At 70.5% G+C, this 20,814-nt stretch carries 16 protein-coding genes; 9 read left to right on the plus strand and 7 right to left on the minus strand.

Features of this window, described 5'->3' with window-relative positions; all coding sequences use genetic code 11:
* Positions 1–384 precede the first annotated feature (384 nt).
* Positions 385–1,596, minus strand: coding sequence for a Gfo/Idh/MocA family oxidoreductase (locus PLE19_21150; GenBank protein HPD17453.1), 1,212 nt, complete (start codon positions 1,594–1,596; stop codon positions 385–387).
* A 740-nt stretch (positions 1,597–2,336) separates the two neighbouring features.
* On the opposite strand from PLE19_21150, the gene PLE19_21155 reads away from it, so the two are divergent.
* The 7 genes from PLE19_21155 to PLE19_21185 all read left to right on the plus strand — a co-directional run bounded on the left by PLE19_21155 (position 2,337) and on the right by PLE19_21185 (position 10,581).
* Positions 2,337–3,473, plus strand: a complete 1,137-nt coding sequence (locus PLE19_21155; GenBank protein ID HPD17454.1) for a histidine kinase dimerization/phospho-acceptor domain-containing protein — start codon at positions 2,337–2,339, stop codon at positions 3,471–3,473.
* Between the two features lie 490 nt (positions 3,474–3,963).
* The gene (locus tag PLE19_21160) at positions 3,964–4,653 is read left to right on the plus strand and encodes a response regulator transcription factor (GenBank protein HPD17455.1); all 690 of its coding nucleotides are present in this window, start codon (positions 3,964–3,966) and stop codon (positions 4,651–4,653) included.
* Between the two features lie 584 nt (positions 4,654–5,237).
* Entirely contained in the window at positions 5,238–6,080 is an 843-nt protein-coding gene (locus tag PLE19_21165) for a HAMP domain-containing sensor histidine kinase (GenBank protein HPD17456.1), read from the plus strand.
* Between the two features lie 71 nt (positions 6,081–6,151).
* Positions 6,152–7,582: a sigma-54 dependent transcriptional regulator gene (locus PLE19_21170; GenBank protein ID HPD17457.1), complete on the plus strand. Its 1,431-nt coding sequence runs from the start codon at positions 6,152–6,154 to the stop codon at positions 7,580–7,582.
* A 207-nt stretch (positions 7,583–7,789) separates the two neighbouring features.
* Entirely contained in the window at positions 7,790–8,965 is a 1,176-nt protein-coding gene (locus PLE19_21175; GenBank protein ID HPD17458.1) for a hybrid sensor histidine kinase/response regulator, read from the plus strand.
* Entirely contained in the window at positions 8,962–9,432 is a 471-nt protein-coding gene (locus tag PLE19_21180; protein ID HPD17459.1) for a response regulator, read from the plus strand. The genes PLE19_21175 and PLE19_21180 overlap by 4 nt, the downstream gene beginning before the upstream one ends.
* A gap of 12 nt (positions 9,433–9,444) precedes the next feature.
* Positions 9,445–10,581, plus strand: coding sequence for a response regulator (locus tag PLE19_21185; GenBank protein ID HPD17460.1), 1,137 nt, complete (start codon positions 9,445–9,447; stop codon positions 10,579–10,581).
* Positions 10,582–10,748: 167 nt separating this feature from the next.
* Here the strand turns inward: PLE19_21185 and PLE19_21190 are convergent, their stop codons facing one another.
* The 6 genes from PLE19_21190 to PLE19_21215 form a co-directional block, all read right to left on the minus strand.
* Entirely contained in the window at positions 10,749–11,456 is a 708-nt protein-coding gene (locus tag PLE19_21190; GenBank protein ID HPD17461.1) for a response regulator, read from the minus strand.
* The gene (locus PLE19_21195) at positions 11,449–15,135 is read right to left on the minus strand and encodes a response regulator (GenBank protein HPD17462.1); all 3,687 of its coding nucleotides are present in this window, start codon (positions 15,133–15,135) and stop codon (positions 11,449–11,451) included. Before PLE19_21195 ends, PLE19_21190 begins: the two co-directional genes overlap by 8 nt.
* A gap of 301 nt (positions 15,136–15,436) precedes the next feature.
* Complete coding sequence (locus tag PLE19_21200; protein ID HPD17463.1) at positions 15,437–16,231, minus strand: PAS domain-containing protein; 795 nt, start codon at positions 16,229–16,231, stop codon at positions 15,437–15,439.
* A gap of 312 nt (positions 16,232–16,543) precedes the next feature.
* On the minus strand, positions 16,544–17,542 hold the full coding sequence (locus PLE19_21205; GenBank protein HPD17464.1) for a uroporphyrinogen decarboxylase family protein: 999 nt from the start codon (positions 17,540–17,542) through the stop codon (positions 16,544–16,546).
* The gene (locus PLE19_21210) at positions 17,539–18,165 is read right to left on the minus strand and encodes a malectin domain-containing carbohydrate-binding protein (GenBank protein ID HPD17465.1); all 627 of its coding nucleotides are present in this window, start codon (positions 18,163–18,165) and stop codon (positions 17,539–17,541) included. Before PLE19_21210 ends, PLE19_21205 begins: the two co-directional genes overlap by 4 nt.
* Positions 18,166–18,175: 10 nt before the next feature.
* On the minus strand, positions 18,176–19,180 hold the full coding sequence (locus tag PLE19_21215) for a zinc-binding dehydrogenase (protein HPD17466.1): 1,005 nt from the start codon (positions 19,178–19,180) through the stop codon (positions 18,176–18,178).
* A 266-nt stretch (positions 19,181–19,446) separates the two neighbouring features.
* Here PLE19_21215 and PLE19_21220 point away from each other — a divergent pair, with 266 nt between their 5' ends.
* Together PLE19_21220 and mobB are read left to right on the plus strand one after the other, a co-directional pair.
* Positions 19,447–19,626, plus strand: coding sequence for a hypothetical protein (locus tag PLE19_21220; protein ID HPD17467.1), 180 nt, complete (start codon positions 19,447–19,449; stop codon positions 19,624–19,626).
* Positions 19,627–20,124, plus strand: coding sequence for a molybdopterin-guanine dinucleotide biosynthesis protein B (gene mobB / locus PLE19_21225; protein HPD17468.1), 498 nt, complete (start codon positions 19,627–19,629; stop codon positions 20,122–20,124). It begins immediately after the preceding gene.
* Positions 20,125–20,814: the final 690 nt, after the last annotated feature.

Here is a 20,814-nt window from a genome sequence, read left to right on the forward strand (position 1 = left end):
TGGGGACGTGCTTCTTGGCCGCTCAGCGGCCTCTTCGTCTTCGGGGGAGACTGGATGCGGGATGCAGGAACCTCCCGCGGGTTGCGAACCCGCGGGAGGTCGGGGTTGGACGCGGGAGCGTCCGGATCAGCGCCCCCACACGGAGCGTAGGGGCGAGAAGGAATACCTCCGCAAGCGGGACGCTTGCGGCTACTCTCCCTCGTCCCTACGCTCTGCTCCTACTTCTCGTCCCTACGCTCTGCGTGGGGACGTGCTTCTTGGCCGCTCAGCGGCCTCTTCGTCTTCGGGGGAGACTGGACGCGGGATCACAGGAACCTCCTGCGGGCTGCGAACCCGCGGGAGGTCGGGGTTGGACGCGGGAGCGTCCGGTGACCTCCGCCCCCCTCAGAGCGTCCACGGCGCGCGCTTGGGCCGGTCGAGCCAGCGGGCCACCTCGGGGTCGCCCACGACCTCCTCCTTCTCGGGGTCCCACTTGAACGGGCGGCCGACCCAGTAGGCGATGTTGCCGAGGTGGCAGACGGTGACGGTGCGGTGGGCGGTCTCGATGTCGCGGAAGGGGCGCTGGCGCGTGCGCACGCAGTGCAGGAAGTCGCCGAAGATGCCGCCCTGGCCCTTGTAGTTGGGGATGTGGACGCTGGGCGGCTGGGCCTTGGGCCCTTTGTCGCCGCGCGCGGGAATCTCGCCCAGGGTGCCGCGGAAGCACAGGTTGCCGGTCCAGCCGCCCTTGTGGTGCATGCGCACGCCGTTGGCGAAGACGAAGGTGAGCAGCGGGTTCTCCTTGCCGTCGGGCGGGAGGATCTCGACGGGGCCGGTCTCGTGCAGGCGCATGGCGAAGAGGGCGCCGCCGAAGTTGTGTGCGCCCCAGTCGGTCATGCCGCCGCCCGAGTAGTCGCGCCAGGGGCGGAAGTTGAGCCGCCCGCGGTTGAAGGGCGCCCAGGGCGCAGGGCCGAGCCACATATCCCAGTCCACGCCCGGCGGGATCGGCTCCTCGGGCAGATAGCAGTCGGTCGAAGGGCCCCAGCAGTCCACCCACGCCTCCTTGACTTCGCCGATGGCGCCGCCCCAGATCATGCGGTGGAACCAGTTGTAGTCGCCCCACACGCGCTGGCTGCCGCCCGAGTAGACGCGCCCGTAGCGGCGGGTGAGGTTGACGAGGAGGCGGCCCTCGCGCACGGTGAGGGTCTCGGGCTTCTCCGAGTAGACGTCCTTGCCGCTCTGGACGGCGGCGGCGCCGATGAGGGCGTGCCAGTGGTCGGGCGTGGCGATCAGCACGGTGTCAATGTCCGGGCGGTCCATCACGTCGCGGTAGTCGTTCACCGCCTTGCAGTCGGCGTTGCCGTAGCGGGTGTCCACGGTGCTCTTGGCGGCGTTGCGGTGGGCCTCGATGACGTCGCAGACCGCGAGCACGCGCAGGTCCTTGAAGCCCAGGAATCCGCCCATGTCGCCGCGGCCCTGGCCGCCCATGCCCACGCAGCCCATGGTGATCTGATCGTTGGCGCCGAAGGCTCGGGCGTTCATCACGAGGGGGGCCGCGGCCGAGGCCGCCGCGGCGCGGGCGAGGAAGCTTCGGCGGGTCGAGACGGGGGTTCGGGGCATCCTGCTGTCTCCTTGCAAGGGGCCGGTTGGCATCTGTTGTGAGTATACCACCCGCGTTCGGTGGTGCAAGTGCGAGCGGAGCGAGTCCCCACGGATCCGATGGACCGACGAGAGCCTCCTTCCGGCCTGCGTGTGCTCCAGAGACCTCCCTCCCGAAGGTTCCAGTACCTTCGGGAGGGGTGGCTCGCGGGTCGGTCACAGGCGCAGGGGTGTGGGCCGGAATTGTAGGTGGCTGCGGGAGCTCCGAAGGAGCGAAATGGGATAGCCCAGGGCAACGCCCTGGGAACAAGACCGCCCCGCGGCAGCCCTGACAGGGCGGAATAGGGAGCTTCTATCTCGCCCCTTCAGGGCTGGACTCGTGAATCCCGCTGAACCCAGGGCGTTGCCCTGGGCTATCCCATGCGAGCCCTTCAGGCTCCAGAGACAATCACCCTGCCTACGATTCTGGCCCACACCCCAGGCGCAGCCTGCGCCCCTGGCGAAGGCCAGAGTTCACATCGCAACCGACTCCCTGTGGCCCGCCGCTCGCGCAGCGGCAGCGCCTCGCCTGACAGGCCGGGCCTCCATACAGCCCGCGCCCAGGGGCACCCTCGGCGGCAGGGTGGGCCGTGCCGCCAGCCTCATCGCAAGCGATGGCAGGCGCAAGACTTGCAGCGCCCCAAGCGAGCCTTGCCGCCACCCGCAGCGGGCCGGCACGCGCCTTGCACGTCCGCAATCCCGAGGCGTTGAGCCTGGAGACAATGCCCGTGATCGCCGAACTCGACGACTCCCTCGCGACGCTTCAGTTCCCCGAGGCCGTGCCACTGACAGAGTGGCGCGCGCTCTTCCACGACTCGCCGCTGGCGATCGCCTATGTATCCCCAGACCTTCGCCTCGTGCGCGTGAACGGCCGCTTCGCCATGCTGTGCGGGTGCATGGCGGGCGAGGTTCTCGGCCGCCACTGCTACGAGGTCTGCGGCGAGGAGCCGGCCGCCCCCTCGGAGGGCGCCGCCGCGGCTCCCCAGCCATGCCCCTCGTGCCGAGTGGCCGAGACGTTGCAGGCGGGCGCCGTCGTGGAGTTCGACCGGCCCCACGGCCGGTCCATCCTCCACGTGGTCGCCTCCCCGGTCATCGAGCGTTGGGGCGAGGTGACCGGCGCCGTGCTCATGATCGCCGATGTCACGTCCGAGCGCGCCCAGCGCCAGCAGGTGATCGAGGCCCAGCGTCTCGCCACGGTGGGCACCATGACCTCGGGCGTCGCCCACGAGCTGCGCAATCCGCTCACCAGCATCCTCGGCTTTGCGCAGCTCCTCCGCCGCCGGACCGACCTGCCGGAGGGCGCGCGAGCCCAACTCGAGCGCATCTGGACCGAGGCCCAGCGCTGCGACCACATCGTCAGCAACCTGCTCAAGTTCACCCGACGCAGCGGCCGCGCCAAGGCCCCGGTGGACGTCAATCGCGTGGTCATCGAGTCGCTGGACCTCCTGCGCCACCCCCTCCAGGCCGGCGGCGTGCAGGTCCACCAGGCGCTTCACCCCCAGCCGTTGCAGGTCATGGGCCACTTCTGCGAGCTCCAGCAGGTCGTGCAGAACATCGTCAAGAACGCCCTCGATGCCCTCAGCACCGTGCGAGGCGGCAACGTCACGCTCCGCACGCTCCCCCGGGATGCATCGGTCCTGATGGAATTCGAGAACGACGGCCCCCGCATCGCCGAGCCCCACAAGCTCTTCCAGCCCTTCTTCACCACCAAAGAGCCGGGCAAGGGCACGGGGCTGGGCCTGAGCGTCAGCGACGCCATCGTGCGCGATCACGGCGGGCGGATCGAGGCGATGAACGCCCCGGGGGGCGTGTTGTTCCGCATCACCCTGCCGCGCATCCCCTCCGCCGAGGCGTCGTAGCCGCCCTTCGTAGGCCAGGCGCCTGGCCGCCTCGCGGGAGCGGCACAAGTCCCCCAGGCCCCAGCCCGATGCGTCGGCGCCCACGTCCCCGGCGGGCATCTGCCGGTCGGCCTGAAGCCGAGCCTTCAGGTCGCGCCCAAACTTCCTCGCGCAGGCTGGCAGTTTTCTCTTGAAGTCCAGTTGGCTTGTGCTATACTCAATAGTGATTGCTCGGCGTGGCGCCGAGCGGGCCGGGGAGCGTGGGCGTACCACTCGGCGTCTGCCCCAAAGCCTTGGGGGCGCGTGAGTTGGTCGCTCGGGGGATGGCAGCGGCGGGGGCCACTGCCACTTCAATTCGCAGCACGTGTTCTGAGCCGCTCCGTATCCGCCTCTGCATTGTCAGTCTGTCCAGATGGCCTCCGCTCCCGGTGCCGCGGCGAGGGCGGGCGGCTGGGCGGGGCGGCGGGGGGCGCTGCCAGTTGGCCTTCCAACCCTTGCGAGGAGGACGGCCATGAGCGGACCGGATGGGTGCGATTCGAAGGGGAGGGTGCCGTACCGGGTGCTGCTGGCCGATGACCATCCACTGACCCGCCGCGGCCTGGCCGGGCTCCTGGAGCAGGAGCCCGACATCCGCGTCTGCGGCGAGGCAGCGGGACGGCAAGGCATCCTCAAGGCGATCGACGAGCTGCGCCCGGACCTGGTCGTCCTGGGCCTCTCGTTCCAATGGGGCAGCGGGCTGGAACTCCTCAAGAAAATCCGCCCGCGCCACCCCCGCCTTTCGGTCCTCATCCTCTCGATGCACGACGAGCGGCTCTTCGCCGAGCGCGCCCTGCGCGCGGGCGCACAGGGCTATGTCACCAAGCTCCAGCCTCCCAACGAGGTCATCCACGCGGTCCGCACCGTTCTCAGCGGCGGCATCTACCTCAGCCCCGGCTTGGCGGTCCAGATGGTCCGCCAGTTCGTGGCCGGCGGGCCGGTCGTGTCCACCTCTCCTCTGGGCGCGCTCACCGACCGGGAGCTGGAGGTCTTCGAACTGCTGGGGCGCGGGCGCACGACCCGCCAGATCGCCGACGAACTCCACCTGAGCATCAAGACCATCGAGACCTACCGCGCGCACATCATCGCCAAGCTGCATCTCGCAGGCTCCACGGAACTCCTCCGCCAGGCCATCCAATGGGTGCACACCGGCGGCCAGAGCTGACGGCCGCCTCCCCTGCCCTTCGCCCAAGACGTGGCCCATGCCTGAAGGGCTGCCTTAACGGGACAACGCCCGCCGCCTCTCGACCGGTTGACTAGGCGTCGGACCTCTGGTCTAGTGAGATCACAGGCCGAGTGACGATTCCGGCGGCTTGGCGAAGCCCTAGCGTCCTCGGCGGCCGGAGCCGCACACGCGCCGGAGGCCACTATGGTCGGAACAGAGCGCCCACCAGTGACCCACACGATACCCCCAAGCCATCGGGGAGCCGTCCAGCCTATGGCTTGTGGCACCCCGGCCATCGGCCCCAGCCCCTTGGGTATGGCGCTCCGTGTAGGGGTAATCAACCAACGCAGTATCAGGGATTCCCCGATAGAGGGTTCCGTCAAAGCCCGGAATCCACAACACTTACAGGCCCCGATTGCCTTGGAAATGCGACCCGGGATACAATCCCATACGTTGCGAGCCAGCAGGCCAAGCGGCCGACCGAGAAGTGTCAGGCGGCCCCCTGCCATGCGGCATCGCACCCTTTAGGAGGGCCGGCGGTGGGGAACTCTGGGCAAGGACTGATTGCAGGAGAGAGAACGGGCATGCCGGTGCTGGAGCGGAACGTGCCTTGCGCACCCAGGCGGCGACAGCCCCTGGCGCCCCGCGCCGGGTGCGACACCGCCAGCTTGCCTCGCGACACGTCGTTCGGGACGTGGGCGCTTCCTGGGGACCCTTCGAAGCCCCTCCCTGTCCATGGCATCGCGCACGACCTCGGCAACCTGCTCTCCCTGATCCTCGGCTACGCCGAGATGGCCCTGGAGGGCCTCGGCGACGGCAGCCCGGCGCGCCACCCGCTGGGGCAGATCCTTCACGCGGCCGAGCTGGGCGCCACCCTCACCCGCCGGCTCGCGCGCGGCGGCGGTGCGGCGTGCCGCACCCCGTCGTGCGCGGACATCAACTACATTGCGCGGCACGCGCTGGACCTCTACCGGCCCCTGTTGCCCAGCACCATCACGCTCACGCTCCGGCTCGCACCCGACCTTTCGCCCGCGGTGGCCGACCCCGTGGCCATCGAACAGGTTCTCATCAACCTGCTCGAGAACGCCCGCGACGCCATGCCGCACGGCGGCACGCTGGCGGTAGCCACCTGCAACGCCTCCCCGCCCCAGGACGAGCCCCTATCGCCACAGACCTCGCGCCACTGGGTCTGCCTCACCGTGTCCGACACAGGCATGGGGATGGACGAGTACACGCTGAGCCATGCCTTCGACCCCTACTTCACCGGGAAGCAGGGCGGCACAGGGCTGGGCCTGGCGATCGCGCAGCGCATCGTGGCCGAACACGGAGGCTGGATCACCGCGGCCAGCCAGCCCGGCCAGGGCTCCACCTTCACCGTCTCGCTCCCGGCCAGGGGCACGCCCACCGGCCCGGTGCCTTGGGCCTGAGAGCGGGCGGCCCGCCCTCGCGGGGAGTTGCCAACCTTTGTGACGGCTCGGGACTGCAATGAGGAGAACCCATGGCGGCCATCGCCGGCGAGTGCAGAAGAGTGTTGGTAGTGGATGACGAGGCAGCGGTGCGCGAGATGCTCACAGGGTTCTTCGAGACGAAGGGCTTCGGAACCCAGGCGGCCGCCACGGGGGACGAGGCCCTCGCCCTCATCGCCCGCCAGCGCCCCCATGCGGTGCTGCTCGACCTTCGCATGCCGGGCCTCGACGGGCTCGAGACCCTGGCACGCATCAAAGAGGCCGATCGCCACCTCCCGGTCGTCCTCATGACCGGCTATGGCACCGTGGACACCGCCGTGGCCGCCATGAAGCTGGGGGCAGAGGACTTCGTCGCCAAGCCGGTGCGCCTCGCGGAGCTGCTGCGTACGGTGGAGCGCGTGGCCGCCGAGGCTGCCGACGACGCTTCCATGGCCGCCGACGCCGCCGCGCTGGCCGAGTGCATGGGCCCCAGCGCCGTCGTCGCCAACATTGGCGCGCAGGTGCGGCAGGTGGCGCCCACGAATCTCACCGTCATCCTGCACGGCGAGACCGGCACAGGCAAGAGCCTGGTCGCCCGAGCCATCCACGCCCTCAGCCCGCGCGCCGCCCGGCGGCTGGTGCGGGTGGACTGCGGCGCCATCCCCGACACGCTCATCGAGAGCGAGCTCTTCGGCCACGAGCGCGGGGCCTTCACGGGCGCGGTGGACCGCAACCGCGGCTACTTCGAGCTCTCCCACCAGGGCACGCTGTTCCTCGACGAGATCGCCAACCTTTCCGAGGCCATGATGCGCAAGCTCCTGTGCGCCCTCGAGGAACGCCGCGTGTACCGCGTCGGCGGCAAGGAGCCGATTGACGTGGACCTGCGGGTCATCGCCGCCAGCAACCAGGACCTCGGCAGACTGGTCGAGCAGGGCGCCTTCCGCCGCGACCTGTTCCACCGCCTCCACGAGTTCACCATCGAGATTCCGCCGCTGCGCCGGCGCCGGGAGGACATTCCGTTCCTGGCCAAGCGTTTCCTGGCGATCGCCAACAAGGAGCTGGGCCGCCGGGTCGCGGGCATCTCGCCTCAGGCCATCGAAGTGCTCCTCGCCTACGACTGGCCCGGCAACGTGCGCGAGCTGCGCAACGTCATCAAACGCGCCGTCCTGCTCTCCGGCGACATCGTCGAGCCCGACCACGTGCGCGCGGCCAGCGCCAGTTGCGCGCGGCCGGCTGCGGCCCCAGGGGCGTCGTTCCCCACCCCCGACCCCGGCCCTCTGCCCACCGATGGCCAGACGCTCGCCACACTCCTCGAGGGCAAGTGCTCCCTCAAGGACATCACCCGCGAATGCGTGCGCCAGGTCGAACAAACCGTGATCGCCGCCGTGCTCGCACGCACCGGCGGCAACCGCAGCCAGGCTGCGCGGCTTCTGAACGTGGACTACAAGACCCTCTACTACAAGGCCAAAGAGTTGGGGCAGTGAGCCCGCAGGCCGGCCGACGGGGCCACTGGACCCGCCATAGCGCGGCCGCCATAGAGGGCTGCCGCGCCCACCGGCATGCCGAGCCGCGCCCAGCCTAATACTTTCTGCGCCAAGAGGTTATGGCTCCGCCAGATGGCCATCGCGACGCGGCACACGGATTGCATGGGCCCCGGTGGCCCCAGGGGGGGGCCACAGGAGAAGCGCACGATGCCAGAGGTCGGCAGCGCGGTGCTGGTGGTGGACGATGAGGAGGGGATCCGCGAACTCCTGGCCGCCGCCCTGGCCGAGGCAGGCTACCACGTGACGGGCGCGGCCACCGCCGCCCAGGCCCTGGCCGCCCTGAGCCAGCGGCCCTTCGAGGTGATGCTGTGCGACCTCCTGCTGCCGCAGACGAGCGGCGTGGAGCTGATGGTGCAGGCGCGCCTCGGCTCCCCGGAGCTCGGGGTGATCGTGGTGACGGCGGTGAGCGACATCGAGACGGCCCTGCGCTCCGTGCGGCTCGGAGCCTACGACTACCTGATCAAGCCCGTGTCGCCCAGCGACGTGGTGGGGCGCGTGGCCTCCGCCATCGAGATGCGGCGTCGGGTCGTCGAGGCGCGCCAGGCGCACCAGCGCCTCCAGGAGAGCCACCAGCGCCTCGAACAGATGGCCGCGGTCAAAGAGAACCTCGTCCAGATGCTCGTCCACGACCTCAAGTCCCCCCTCGCCAGCGCCATGGGCTACATGGAACTCCTCGAGCGGAAGGGCGCCGCGTCGTTCTCCGAGCGCCAGCTCCGCTACCTCCAGCAGGCGCACTCGAGCTGCCGCGACGTGCTTCGCATGACCACAACGCTCCTCGACCTGGCCCGCATGGAGGCCGGCGTGGCCGAACTGCGGCGGGCGCCCGTGGACCTGCCTGGCCTGCTCAACGAGGCGGCGGCCGAGATCGAGCCGGTCCTCGCGGCCGTCGGAAGCACCGTGGAAGTTCACTGCCCGCCCGCCGCGGGCGCGCCCCTGGCCGACCGCGAGGCCGTGCGGCGCATCCTCAGCAACCTCCTCGCCAACGCGGCCAAGTACTCGCCCTCCGGCAGCCGTGTGCGGATTGACGCGGAGCCGGCCGGCGAAGGCTCGGTCCGAATCTCCGTCACCGACAACGGCGAGGGCATCCCCCCCGAGGAGCGCGAAGCGATCTTCGAGAAGTTCCACCAACTCGCCGCCCACCGAGGCCTGGGCGGGGCCGGCATCGGCCTCGCCTTCTGCAAGATGGCCGTCGAGGCCCACGGCGGCAGAATCTGGGTGGAGGAGGCCCCCGGCGGCCGCGGCAGCGCCTTCCGCTTCACCCTGCCGCTGGCCACGCCCCGAGGCACCGCCCCCGCCCCCTGGAGCAACGGAGACGCCCGATGAGAACGGTGCTCGTGGTAGACGACGAACCGTGTGTGCGGCAGCTCTACCGGGACGCCTTCGAGGAGGAAGGCTACCGCGTGCTCGAGGCCGCCGACGGCCAGTCGGCCCTCGATCTCCTGGCCGCGCACGGGGCGGACGTTGCGGTGCTCGACATCCAGATGCCGCACGTCCACGGCATCGAGATGGTGGCGCGGCTGCACAGCCTGCGCCCCCACCTGCCGGTGATCGTCTGCTCGGCCCTGCCCAAGCTGTTCAACGAGTATGCCTTCTGGAACGCCAGGGACCAGGTGGCGGCCCTGCTGGCGAAGCCCGTGGAGGTGCGCGCCCTGCTCGAATGCGCCGAGCGCGCCCTGAGGGCCAAGGCCCCGGGGCCAGCGCCCGCGGCCCTGCCCGAAGGCATGGAAGCCTGCCAGCACCCCACCCCTCCGCCTGGGCAAGCCATCGCAAGCCCACGGCCGCGGCACTAGGAGAGCCCCACCATGCCGGACCCCATTCGCCGCGTCCTCGTGGTCGAGGACGAAGACGGCATCCGCAGCCTGCTCGACACCGCGCTCACCTCGAGCGGCTACGCCACCCGCCTCTTCCCCAACGCCGAAGAGGCGCTCGCCGCCCACGCCACAGAGGACTTCGACGTGGCGGTGGTGGACATCCGGATGCCCGGCATGGACGGCCTGGGCCTCTCCCGCGCCCTCCGCGCGCGGGACCCCGAGCTGCCGGTGATCCTGGTGACGGCGCACGCGGACCTCGACTCGGCCCGCGACGCCCTCCGCCTGGGCGCCTACGACTACATCGCCAAGCCGTTCGACGTGGACGATGTGCTGTTGAGCGTGGCCCGTGCCGCCGAACGGCGCGCCCTGCTGGCCGAGAACCGCGCCTACCAGCGGAACCTCGAGGCCCGCGTCGAGGAACGCACGCGCCAGCTCTGCGAGGCCATGCGCCGCGTCGAGCTCTCGTTCCAGGACATCCAGAAGGCCCACCTCGAGTCCATCTTCGTCCTCTCCCGGGTCACCGAGCTCAACGACGAGTACACGGGCAACCACATCCGCCGGGTGAGTTCCTACTGCGACGCCGTGGCCCGGGGCCTGGGGTGCAGCCAGGACTTCGTCGAGCAGATCGCCTACTCGAGCCCGATGCACGACATCGGCAAGATCTCGGTGCCCTCGGGCATCCTGGGCAAGCCGGGCAAGCTCTCGCCCGACGAGTTCGAGATCGTCAAGCAGCACACCGTGAACGGGGCGCGCATCCTCGAAGGCATCCCCTTCCTGGTGATGGCGCGCGAGATCGCGCTCACCCACCACGAGCGCTACGACGGCACCGGCTATCCCCAGGGCCTGGCCGGCGAGGCGATTCCGCTGGCGGGGCGCATCGTGGCAGTGGCCGACGTGTTCGACGCGCTCATCTCGCGCCGGCCCTACAAGGAGCCGTTCCCATTCGAGCAGGCGATCGAGATCATGTCGCGCGAGGCGGGCAAGCAGTTCGACCCCCGCGTGCTGGGCGTGTTCCTGGGCCTGGCCGACCGGGTCCGGGAGATCGCCGACGCGCTGCGCGATGAGACCCGGCGCGCCGATTTCCTGCCCGCGATGCCCCCTGCCGCGCCGGCCCCGGTCCCCGCCTGAACAGTTCGCCGCGATTCCCGCGCGCGCGGCTGCCGGCGGCCGCCGGGGGCCTTGCCGCGCCGAGCGTCCCGCTTGCCCGCCGCACCTGCTACACTCGCGATCCTGTCCAGTCCATGGGGCGTTGACGGTGAGGGCCGCTCCTCGGCCTGAGCGGCGGAGTGGAGCGGCTACGGGTCCTCGACCTCAGGAGGTTGTGTGTTGCGGCCGAGGTCCAGCATGCGGGTGGTGCCCACATAAGTGGTGGTGGCGATCTTCTTCATTTCGACAAGCTGCTGCACGAGGGCGCGGATGCGGCTACAGGCGTCGAAGGCGGCCCGCAGGCGGCGCGAGGAGGCGGGGTCGGCACTGCCCGCGTTCAGCAGCATCTCGATGTTGCCCTGCGCGATGGTGAGCGGGTTGTTGATCTCGTGGGCGAGCGTCACCTGGAGGGCGCCGATGGCCGCCAGCTCCCGGCTCTCGATCAGTTCGTCGAGCGCCGCCTTGAGGCGCAGGGTCGTGCGGACTCGGGCAAGGATTTGCGCGGGGCTGATGGGCTTGGTGACGTAGTCGTCGGCCCCGGCGCCGAGGCCCGCGCACAGGTGCTCCTCGTCGTCGAGGGCGGTGGCCAGGATGATCGGCACATAGCGGTCGCGGCGCACGGCGCGGAGCTGGCGGCACACCTCCAGGCCGTCCATGCCCGGCATCATCACGTCCAGAATGATGAGCGAGAGGTCCGGCGTGGCGTCGGCCAGGCGGAGGGCCTCGGGGCCGTCGGCTGCCTGGAGGATGTGGTGGCCCTCGGGCTTGAGAAGCAGCGTGAGGAGCTTGCGGGCGTCGGGGTGATCGTCCACAACGAGGATCGTGGCGCGCGGGTGGGCAGGGCCGGAGTCAGGCACAGCGGGCCTCCAAGGATTCCGAGGGGGCAGGCGCCTCCGAGGGCAGTTGCGCGGGGGACGCGCCTGGGTTCGAGGGGGCGGCGGGCAGATGGGCGGCCACCGCGTCGAGCAGCGCGCCGGGGTCGATCGGCTTGGTGAGATAGGCGTCGCACCCCGCCCGGCGGCAGCGTTCTTCGTCGCCGGTCATGGCGTGGGCCGTCAGGGCCAGGATCGGCAGGCGAGCGCCCCGCTCCGTCCGGCGCAGGCGCCGGGTCGCCTCCAGGCCGTCCATCACGGGCATTCCGATGTCCATCAGCACGAGGTCTATGGCTTGGGTGCAGGCGGCTTCGACCGCCTGCTGGCCATTCTCGGCGAACGCCACGCGGTACCCGCCGCCGCGCAGGATGCGGGAGGCGAGTTCCCGGCCGGTCGGGTTGTCGTCGGCCACCAGGATGGTGGGCGCGCAGGCGGGCGGGGGCGGCTCGGGGGCCGCATCGGCTGCTGGCGGAGCGCAGGCCGCGTCGAGGACCGCGGCAATCTGCGCAACGATGCCGGGCAGGTCGTTGCCCGCCCGGTCGAGGATGGCGTCGTAGCGGCCATTGAGGCGGGCCAGGACCTCGGGCGGCAGGGGCGCTTCGGCGGAGACGACGACCGGCACGTGGCGGGTCTGGTCGCGGCGTCGCAGGGCATCGAGCAGCTCGAAGCCGTCCATTCCGCAGATCGTGAGGGCCATCACCACCAGGTCGGCCGGCGCCCCGGAGTCCAGCAACGCCAGGCAGTCGGCCCCTCCTGCGGCCGTGGCGACGCGGTAGCCGGCGCGGCGGAGCACCCTTTGGAGGACCAGGCGCACGGCGCGGTCGTCGTCCACGATGAGCACGTTGCCCCCGGTGCCGAACGAGCGGCGCAGCCGGTGGAGCTTGCGCACCAGGACCTCGCCGTCCACCGGCTTCTCCACATAGTCGAGCGCGCCGAGGCTGAAGGCCTTCTGCTTGTCGGAGAGCACGGAACAGACGATGACGGGCACATTGGCCAGCACGGGGTCGGCCTTCAGGGACTTGAGCACGTCAAACCCGTCCATCACGGGGAGCACGAGGTCCAGCACGATGGCCAGGGGCAGGCGACGCCGGGCGAGGTCGAGCGCCGCGGCGCCGTTCGGGGCGACCGTGCAGTGGTACCCGGCCTTCTCGAGCACGGTGGTCATGAGCCGGGCGTTCGTGGGCTCGTCCTCGACGACCAGGACGCTGCATCCGTTGTCCCGTGCGCGGGTGCGCGGCGCGGGCGGGGCGATGACGGGGTCGGGCGCGGGAGGGGGCGGCGCGGGGTCCGGTTCGGCGACCTCGGCGGGGTGCGCGCCGCCGGCGGGCGCGCCGCCGAGGTGGGCCTGGATGGTGAAGTGGAAGGTGCTGCCGCGTCCCACGGTGCTTTCGACCCACAGGTCGCCGCCGAGGAGTTTCGTGAGGCGCTGCGAGATGGCGAGGCCGAGGCCGGTGCCGCCGTATCGGCGGGTGGTGGAGCCGTCGCCCTGCACGAACGCGTCGAAGATGGCGCGCTGCCGGTCGGCGGGAATGCCGATGCCGGTGTCGGCGATCGCGAAATGGATGGTCTGAGCCTGGTCGTCGCCGGCCGAGATGGCGACGGTGACCGAGCCGGCTTCGGTGAACTTCAGGGCATTGCCGACCAGGTTGGTCAGGATCTGGCGCAGGCGGGCGCCGTCGGTGGTCGCGACGACCGGGGTGCCGGGCGCCACCTCCACGGTCAGGTGAAGCCCCTTTTCGTCCGCGCGCGGGCGGAGCAGGTCGCACACGCGGCGCGCCACGGCGGCCACGTCCACCACCTCCGGCTGCGCCTCGACGCGGTCGGCCTCGATCTTGGAGAGATCGAGGATGTCGTTGATCAGCGCCAGCAGTTCGTTGCCGCTGCGGCAGATGGTCTCGACACAGGCGCGTTGCTCGGGGCGGAGCGGCTCGCTGAGCAGCAGCTTGGCGAAGCCGAGGATGCCGTTCATCGGGGTGCGGATCTCGTGGCTCATGTTGGCGAGGAATTCGCTCTTGGCCCGGTTGGCTGCCTCGGCCGAGGCTCGGGCCTTCTCGAGATCGTCGAGCATGTGGAGGAGGGCCGTGCGCGTGTTCTCGAGCTCCTGGGCGCGTTCGGCCAGGGTGCGGCTGGCCTCTTCGGCCCGGCGCCGCGCGGTGACCAGCTCGGTGACATCAATCACGTTGAGCAGCACGCCGTCGTACAGGCCGTTGCGGCAGATGGGCTGGCAGCGCAGGATGAACTCGGTGTCGCCCATGCGGCGCTGGACGACGTGCTGCGGGCTGTTCGGGCGCGCCCGAAAGCCCTCGATGGCGCGGCGCACCTCCTCGGCGACGAGGCCGTGGTGGAACTCGTGCAGGGTGTGCCCGACCACCTCGGCGCGCCCCTTGCGCACGAAGCGAAGGAAGTAGTCGTTGACCTCCACGATGCAGTCGCTGGCATCGGCGAAGACGACGCCTTCTTCCATCCCGGAGATCATGGCCGAGAGCTTGGCATTCTCGCTGGCCAGGCCGTCGGCGGTCTGGCGGCGCGCCAGGATTTCGGCCTCCAGGGCTTCGTTGATGCCTGCCACCTCGGCGGCGGCCCTGGCCAGCCGCTCCTGGTGGCGCTGCCGCAACGCCAGGTAGAGGGCCAGCGACGCGGTGAGGGTGAGCCCGAAGGCCAGCCCCGACCACGGCAACCAGGTGCGGGCGCCGGAGGCGAAGTCGTGCGACGCCGTGCACACGATGGACCACAGGCGCTGGCCCACGCGGAGCTTCTTCTCCGTGTGCAGGGCGAGTGGCCCAGGAGGGATCGAGGTTTCGTCGCGAGGCGACGGTCCGGCGCCGGGCAGCGCGGGCAGGCCGCCCAGTTCCTGCTGTCCCTCCGGCGCCGACAGGTCGCGCAGGCGCACGTCCACCCCCGCGGCGCTCAAGCGCCGCATGGTGTTGGCCAGGAACCTCGTGGGCCGCAGCACGCTGACGAGGAAGCCCTGGAGGCTCGTGCGCCGCTCCGCGACGGTGCGGGCGGGTTCCCCCCGCCGGTACACGGCCACCACGAGCAGCAGTTCGCAGCCATCGCTCCCCTCGCGCACCGGCCTGATCCGCCCGGTGGCGACCACCTCGCCCGAGTCGCGCGCGCAGGCCATCGCCGCCCAGCGCACGGGGTCCGAGGCCGTGTTGAAGCCCAGCGCCCGCTCATTGCCCGCCCGCGGCTCGGCGAAGAGCAGGGGGAAGTACTCGGGCCGGGCCGGCGCCGGCACCAGGTTTCCGGCCTGGTCCAGCTCCCGGATCGCATACCCGCCAACCCCGTCGGCCTGCGCCCCTCTCTCGACCTGGGCGCGGTCCCCCTCAGCCACTCGCGGCACCCACCCCATCGCCTGGGTGCCCAGGAGATGCGGCAGGCACGCCGCAGCGAAGGAGCGGAACTCGTGCCGCTCGACCTCGTCGGAACCGTCGAAGAAGGCCCGCATGGCCGTGAGGGCGAACTGCTCGATCTCGAGGGACTCGCGGAGCTCGCTCACGCGCTCGGCGGCTAGCCGCTCGAAGTTCGCCCGCGCCTTCACGCGCTCCGAGTGGTCGGCGGCCCAGAAGGCAGCGCCCGACAGGGCTACCCCGACTCCGACGATCACCGCCAGCGAGACCGCGCCCCGGCGATGCGTGTCCTCGTGCGATTGGTGTGGACCCATCAGTTTCTCACTCCGGCGTCAGGCGTGTCGTGAGGCGAGAGGCCAGTGCTCGAGGCCAGGTCCGGTCGCTTCGCTGTCCGTCGCGCATCTTGGAAACTCCACTGGTGATGGGACAGACAGCCCCGTCCTGGTGAATGAGCAAACAGCGTGCCCAGGGCATTGGAGCAGGGTGCCGGGCCGCGGCGGCGCCGTAACCTGCTAAACACACGAGACTTGCAGCCCGTCAGCCCCCGGCGCACAGGCGGCCGCGCGCCGGGGCTATGGAACCGGCGCCATACACCGCCGCAGATAGCATGCGAGGTCACATGTGCGCCGGCGCCGCCGCAGGGGAACCGGCCTGGCTGGGGGAGCCCGGGAGCACGTACCCCGCCGCCGCCGCGTAGGCGGCCAGTTGCTCCTGGAGTTCGGCGTTCGTCGCCAGTAGTTGACGGCTGGCGTTCTCGGCCGCCCGGCGGGCGACGGCCAGTTCGGTGACGTCAACAAGGTTCAGCAGGACGCCGTCATAGGCGCCGTTGCGGTAGATGGGTTGCACTCGAAGCAGAAACTCGTGTTCGCCCACGCGCCGCTGGATCACGTGGGGCTTGGCGGCCACGCGCGAGCGGAAGTCGTCGAGGACCTGCTGCACGCGGTCCCGCATGCACGCCGGATGGACATTGCCGAGCGGCTGCCCGATGAGTTCCGAGCGCTCGCGCCCCACGAAACGCAGGAAGTAGTCGTTGACCTCCACGATGCGGTCCTCGGCATCGGCGAAGACGACGCCCTCCTCCATCCCGGCGATCATGGCGGAGAGCTTGGCCGATTCTCGGGCCATGGCCTCGGCGATGCGCCTCCGGCTGGCGACCTCGCCCTCGAGGGCCTGGTTGGCCTCCTGAAGGCGGCCGGCCAGCGCGGCCATGCGCCGCGCGTACTCGATCGAGCTCAGGAAGTAGAAGGTGAGGATGCCGGTCAATATGAGAGACGAGAGAAGGATGCCCCAGGCCTCCCACGCCTGCGCCCCGTGCGCGGGGGAGGGCTCGCGGTGCTCGTCGGCCACACAGTGGTGGCTGGCAAGGATGAATAGGGCGATGGCCATCACCAGGCCGATGCCTGCGACCATGGCCACCGAGATTCTGGCCCCTCGGAGACAGCCTTCCGCGTGCTGGCGGGCTCTCATGGCGACGACCCTCAACGGCTGGTCCACGAGCGCGAAGTCACCCCGGTGCGGCGCCGGCGGCCGGGCAGCGAAGGCCATCTGCCGGCGCCGCCGACGTGGATGAGGGAGCAATCGCCGTGCCGGCCGCCCGCGCAGGCTTGGGGGCAGACGCATGAGGCCACGTGAAGGGCGGTTATGAGCAAGAGAATGGCGGCGGCGGGGGCCTGGACGCCTCGCGGTGCGGGGGCCGCGCCATACAGGGCCCTCCAGTGGCCGTCAGCGGCGACGCGCCCAGGGGTCGAGGCGGCGGAACTCGCGGAGCATGAAGTCCTTGGTCTCGGGCCGGGCGCCGATCGCGGTGTGGTCGCCGTAGTCGCCCAGGATGAAGCCGCCGTCGGGCGTGCCCCAGGTGCGCATCAACTGCCTGGCCTCGGCGGTGATGGCCCGGCGGTTGCCGGCCGGCAGGGTCGCCTGGATGTCGCAGAGGGACTCGAAGCAGACTTTGCCCGCGAACTGGCGGCCGATCTCCTCGATGCCGTTGGCCCGTGGCTGCTGCATGTTCAACACGTCCACCCCCGCCTCGATGAGGCCGGGGATGGCCTTGTTGATCTTGCCGCAGGAGTGCATCCAGACGAACCAGCCGCACTCGTGGATGGCGCGGAAGAGGCGCTGGTAGCGGGGGAGGAAGAAGCGGCGGAACAGCTCGGGCGAGACGTGCAGGTCGCTTTGTGTGCCCCAGTCCTCCGTGAAGCTCAGCGCCTGGATGCGGCTCCCCGCGATGCGGTGCATGTTGCGGATGATCCCCAGGTCGTACTCCACGATGTGCTCGGCCAGCTCGTGGATCGCGGGGCGGTCGTCCATCAGGTCGAGCATGCAGTTCTCGAAGCCGTGGAGGCTGTGCATGCGCTCCCACAGGATCATGAAGATGCCGGTCACCGTGAAGTGGTCGCGGCGGGCGGGGTCGGCAGCGAGATCGTCAAGCTGCTTCGGCACGTTCACGTAGCGGCGCGGGTCGTCGGGGTCGGGCCACGGGAAGTCGTTCATCCCCGCGAGGTCTTCGAGGGGGTGGCCCTTCACCTGGCCCATGTTGGGCACCTCGGTCTTGCCCCAGCGGCAGAGCCACTGGTCCACGGCCGGATCGTCCTGGGCCTGGGGCGGCTTGGGCTGCTCGTAGCCGATCCAGGTCACGTCGCTGGCCGGGCCGTAGCCGTTGATGGGCAGGCGCTCGGGCCGGCGGAACTCGATCGCGCGGGTCACGACTTCGCGGGGGGTCATCGGGCCTCCTGGTACTCCTGGTCCTTGCGCCAGATGCGGCCGTCCTTGCCCTCGTAGTCGGCCGTGGCCCCGCAGTTGATCAGGAGGGACGCGCCGGCGGGCCGGCCCTGTCGCAGGGGTCTCACTTCGATGGCGTTGATCATCGGGTTCTGGACCTTCGGGGCGAACGCGATGGTCAGTTCGCCGTCCTTGACCTCGGCTTGGAACTCCTTGACGAGGGCGGCGAAGCTCTGGTTGCCGGCCTCCTTGAACACATCGAAGTCCACCAGCACAGGCTTGCCTTCGATGGCGACGGTGAAGACGCGCTGCCCGGGCTCCTTGATCCCCTCGTAGGTTTCGGCGAAGTGGAGCTTCACGGAGCACGCGCCGTTGGCGATGGGGATGCGGTAGGCGGTCATGCTGTAGTGCTCGGTGAGGTAGAGAGCCTTGTCCTGGGTGTTCTTCACCTCGGCGTCGGCGCGGGCCACGGCCTTTCCGCCCACGTAGCCCCAGCGGGCGGCCGGAGCAGCGGGCGGCTGCGGCTCGGGCGCCGGACGCGCCTGACGCCCCCCGCGCGGAGCGCAGGACGCTGACAGGAGAAGCATCGCGCACACGGCGAGGCGTGCCGGAACGTTTGCTCTCATCGCAGGCTCCTTATGCCACGAAGATGACCTTGCCGGTGTTGCCGGTGTTGAAGGTGGCGTAGGCTTCGGCGCCCTGCTCGATGGGGAAGCGATGGGTGATCATCCTGGCAGCGGGCAGGCCGGCGTCGAGCAGGCGCACGATTTCGTCGAACTCGCCGAGCGGGAAGCAGGTGGAGCCGCTGAGGGTGATCTCCTTGCGGTTGAAGTGGTTGGACGGGCTGATCCTGGCCTCGGGCTGCTCGCCGACGATGGCGACGTGGCCGAAGTGGCGCACGAGGTCGAGCGCCGTGTAGAGCGGCTGGGGCTTGCCCGAGCACTCGAAGGCGCGGTCGAGGCCGTAGCCCTTCGTCAGCTCGCGAATCTGCGCCGCCACGTCGCCCGCGGCGGGGTCCACCACGTCGGCCGCGCCCAGCTTCTTCGCCAGGTCGCGCCGGAAGGCGATGGGGTCCACGGCGATCACGCGGGCGCCCAGGAAGGCCGTGACGCACACGGCCCCCAGGCCCATCGGCCCGAGGCCGAAGACGGCCACCGTGTGCCGCGCATTGGTGCCCATGCGCTTGTTCGCGTGGTGGTGGGTGCCCACGGGGTCGAGGATGAGGCAGCCCTGCTCGAACGAGACCGACTCGGGCAGCGGGAGGAGCGAGCGCTCGCAGATGCGCACGTGGGTGGCGTGCACGCCGTCGAGGCCGAAGCCGTAGACGCCCTTGTTCTTGCGGCAGTAGATGGTGTAGCCCATGCGGCAGTGGTCGCACACCCCGCAGGGGTAGATGGCGGTGGTGCACACGCGGTCGCCCACCTTGAGCACGCGCGGCTTGTCCACGGCCACCACCACGCCCGCCCCCTCGTGGCCCGGGATGAAGCGCTTTTCGCCGGGCGACTGGTAGAGGGCGTGGAGGTCGCTGCCGCAGATGGCCGCGGCCTCGAGCCTCACCACCACTTCCTCGCCCTGGGGCACGGGGTCGGGGTAGTCGCGAACCTCCACTTTCCCTGCGTCCAGAATCTTCAGGCCGCGCATGGCATGGTTCTCCTGGGGTGAGAGGGCGGCGGACGGTCGGGGCCAGTATATCGCGGCGGGTGGGAATTGCAAGATGCCCTTGCGTTCGCGGCGAAGAGCAGTACACTAGAGGGGAAGCGGCGCAGCGGCGCCGCCCCCTGAGCCTGCAACGCGGCCTCCCCCGCAACAGGGCGGTCCGTCGGCCTCATCCCGGCCCGGGGCCTGCGGAGATGCCCGCGGGGGAGGCCCTCCCTCTCGGAGCGCACCCGGTGGCGGTGGAGGCGCGAGTGGCGGTCGAGGTGAAGCGTCGGGCGCGCGGCGGGCGCCTGCCGTGCGCCGCCGCGCTGGCTCTGGCTCACGAGCTGGGCCTGCCGCCCCTGGCCGTGGGCCGGGCCGCGAACGAGCTGGGCATCAAGATTGACGATTGCCAGCTCGGCTGCTTCGGCCACGGGAAGCAGGGGCGCTGAATGGCGAACGCGCTCTGCATCATCGGCCAGAAGCACGTGGGCAAGACCACCCTCATCGAGCGGCTGATCCCCGAGCTCGCGCGGCGCGGCTACCGCGTGGCCACGGTGAAGCGGCCCGCCCACCACTTCGAGTTCGATGTCCCCGGGCGCGACAGCTACCGCCATTTCGCCGCCGGAGCGGCGGCCACCCTGGTGTACGGCGATGGCGTCGTGGGGCTCGTGCGTCGCACGGCGGCGCCGCCCGTGTTGGCGGAACTCATCGCCGAACATCTGGCCGACGCCGACCTCGTGCTGGTGGAGGGCCACAAGAGCGCGCCCCTGCCCAAGATCGAGGTGTTCCGCGCCGGCACGCACCCACGGCCCCTGTATGGCGGCCAGCCCGACATCCTGGCCATCGCGAGCGACGAGCCGCTCGAGCTGGGCATCCCGTGGCTCGACCTCGACGATGCGGGGGCCATTGCGGCCTTCATCGTTGAGCGTTTCCCCCTGCGTGCCTGAGGCCCCGCTTCATTCGGCTGACGTGTTGCGGCCCATCAGGGCTTGGCGCTCGCGACGCGGCCGCCGCCGGGGCGCGTGGGGCCGGGGCTGCGGCGCCCGCGATGGCCATCCCATAACCCTCTATGCCCCAACGCCTTACGCTCCCCATGCAGCCCCATCGCATGCTGGCTCATCCCCCAGATGAGCGCGCATGGCCGGAGCCGCGAGAATCGCCCATTCTCGCCCATCTACCCATGCTGTATCACCTTCCCACTCTCGGGGTTGATACAGCATGGGCAGGCGGCGCCCTCCCAGGAAACCGCAAGGCCCGCAACGAGCAGGCATGCCCACACCCTGCACCAGGGCAGCCGAGCCAAGATCGCCAGACTCTGAATCGTCTGGTCTCCAAGCCCTGACCGCCCGTCGCCCATATCACGCCGTGAGAGCGAAAAGGACGTAGGCGGGGGGGAGCGGCCACGAAGGGCCTCGAATCGCCAAAGCGCCATACTTGCTCAACCCAGGGGGGGAGGGAATTGAGCAAGTATGGGTGGAAAGGCCATAGAGCCGTCCGGATCGCCAAAGCGCCATACTTGCTCAGCTCTCGGCGGCGGCAGCGCTGAGCGGGTATGGAGGCGGCGTGTCTGGTTTCCCAGACTCTAGGAGCCTGTCCAAGAATCCGCGTGAGGCTGCGACGCCGCCGATTCGGGCCGC

The organism is Planctomycetota bacterium, assembly GCA_035384565.1.
Classification (GTDB): Bacteria; Planctomycetota; PUPC01; order DSUN01; family DSUN01; genus DAOOIT01.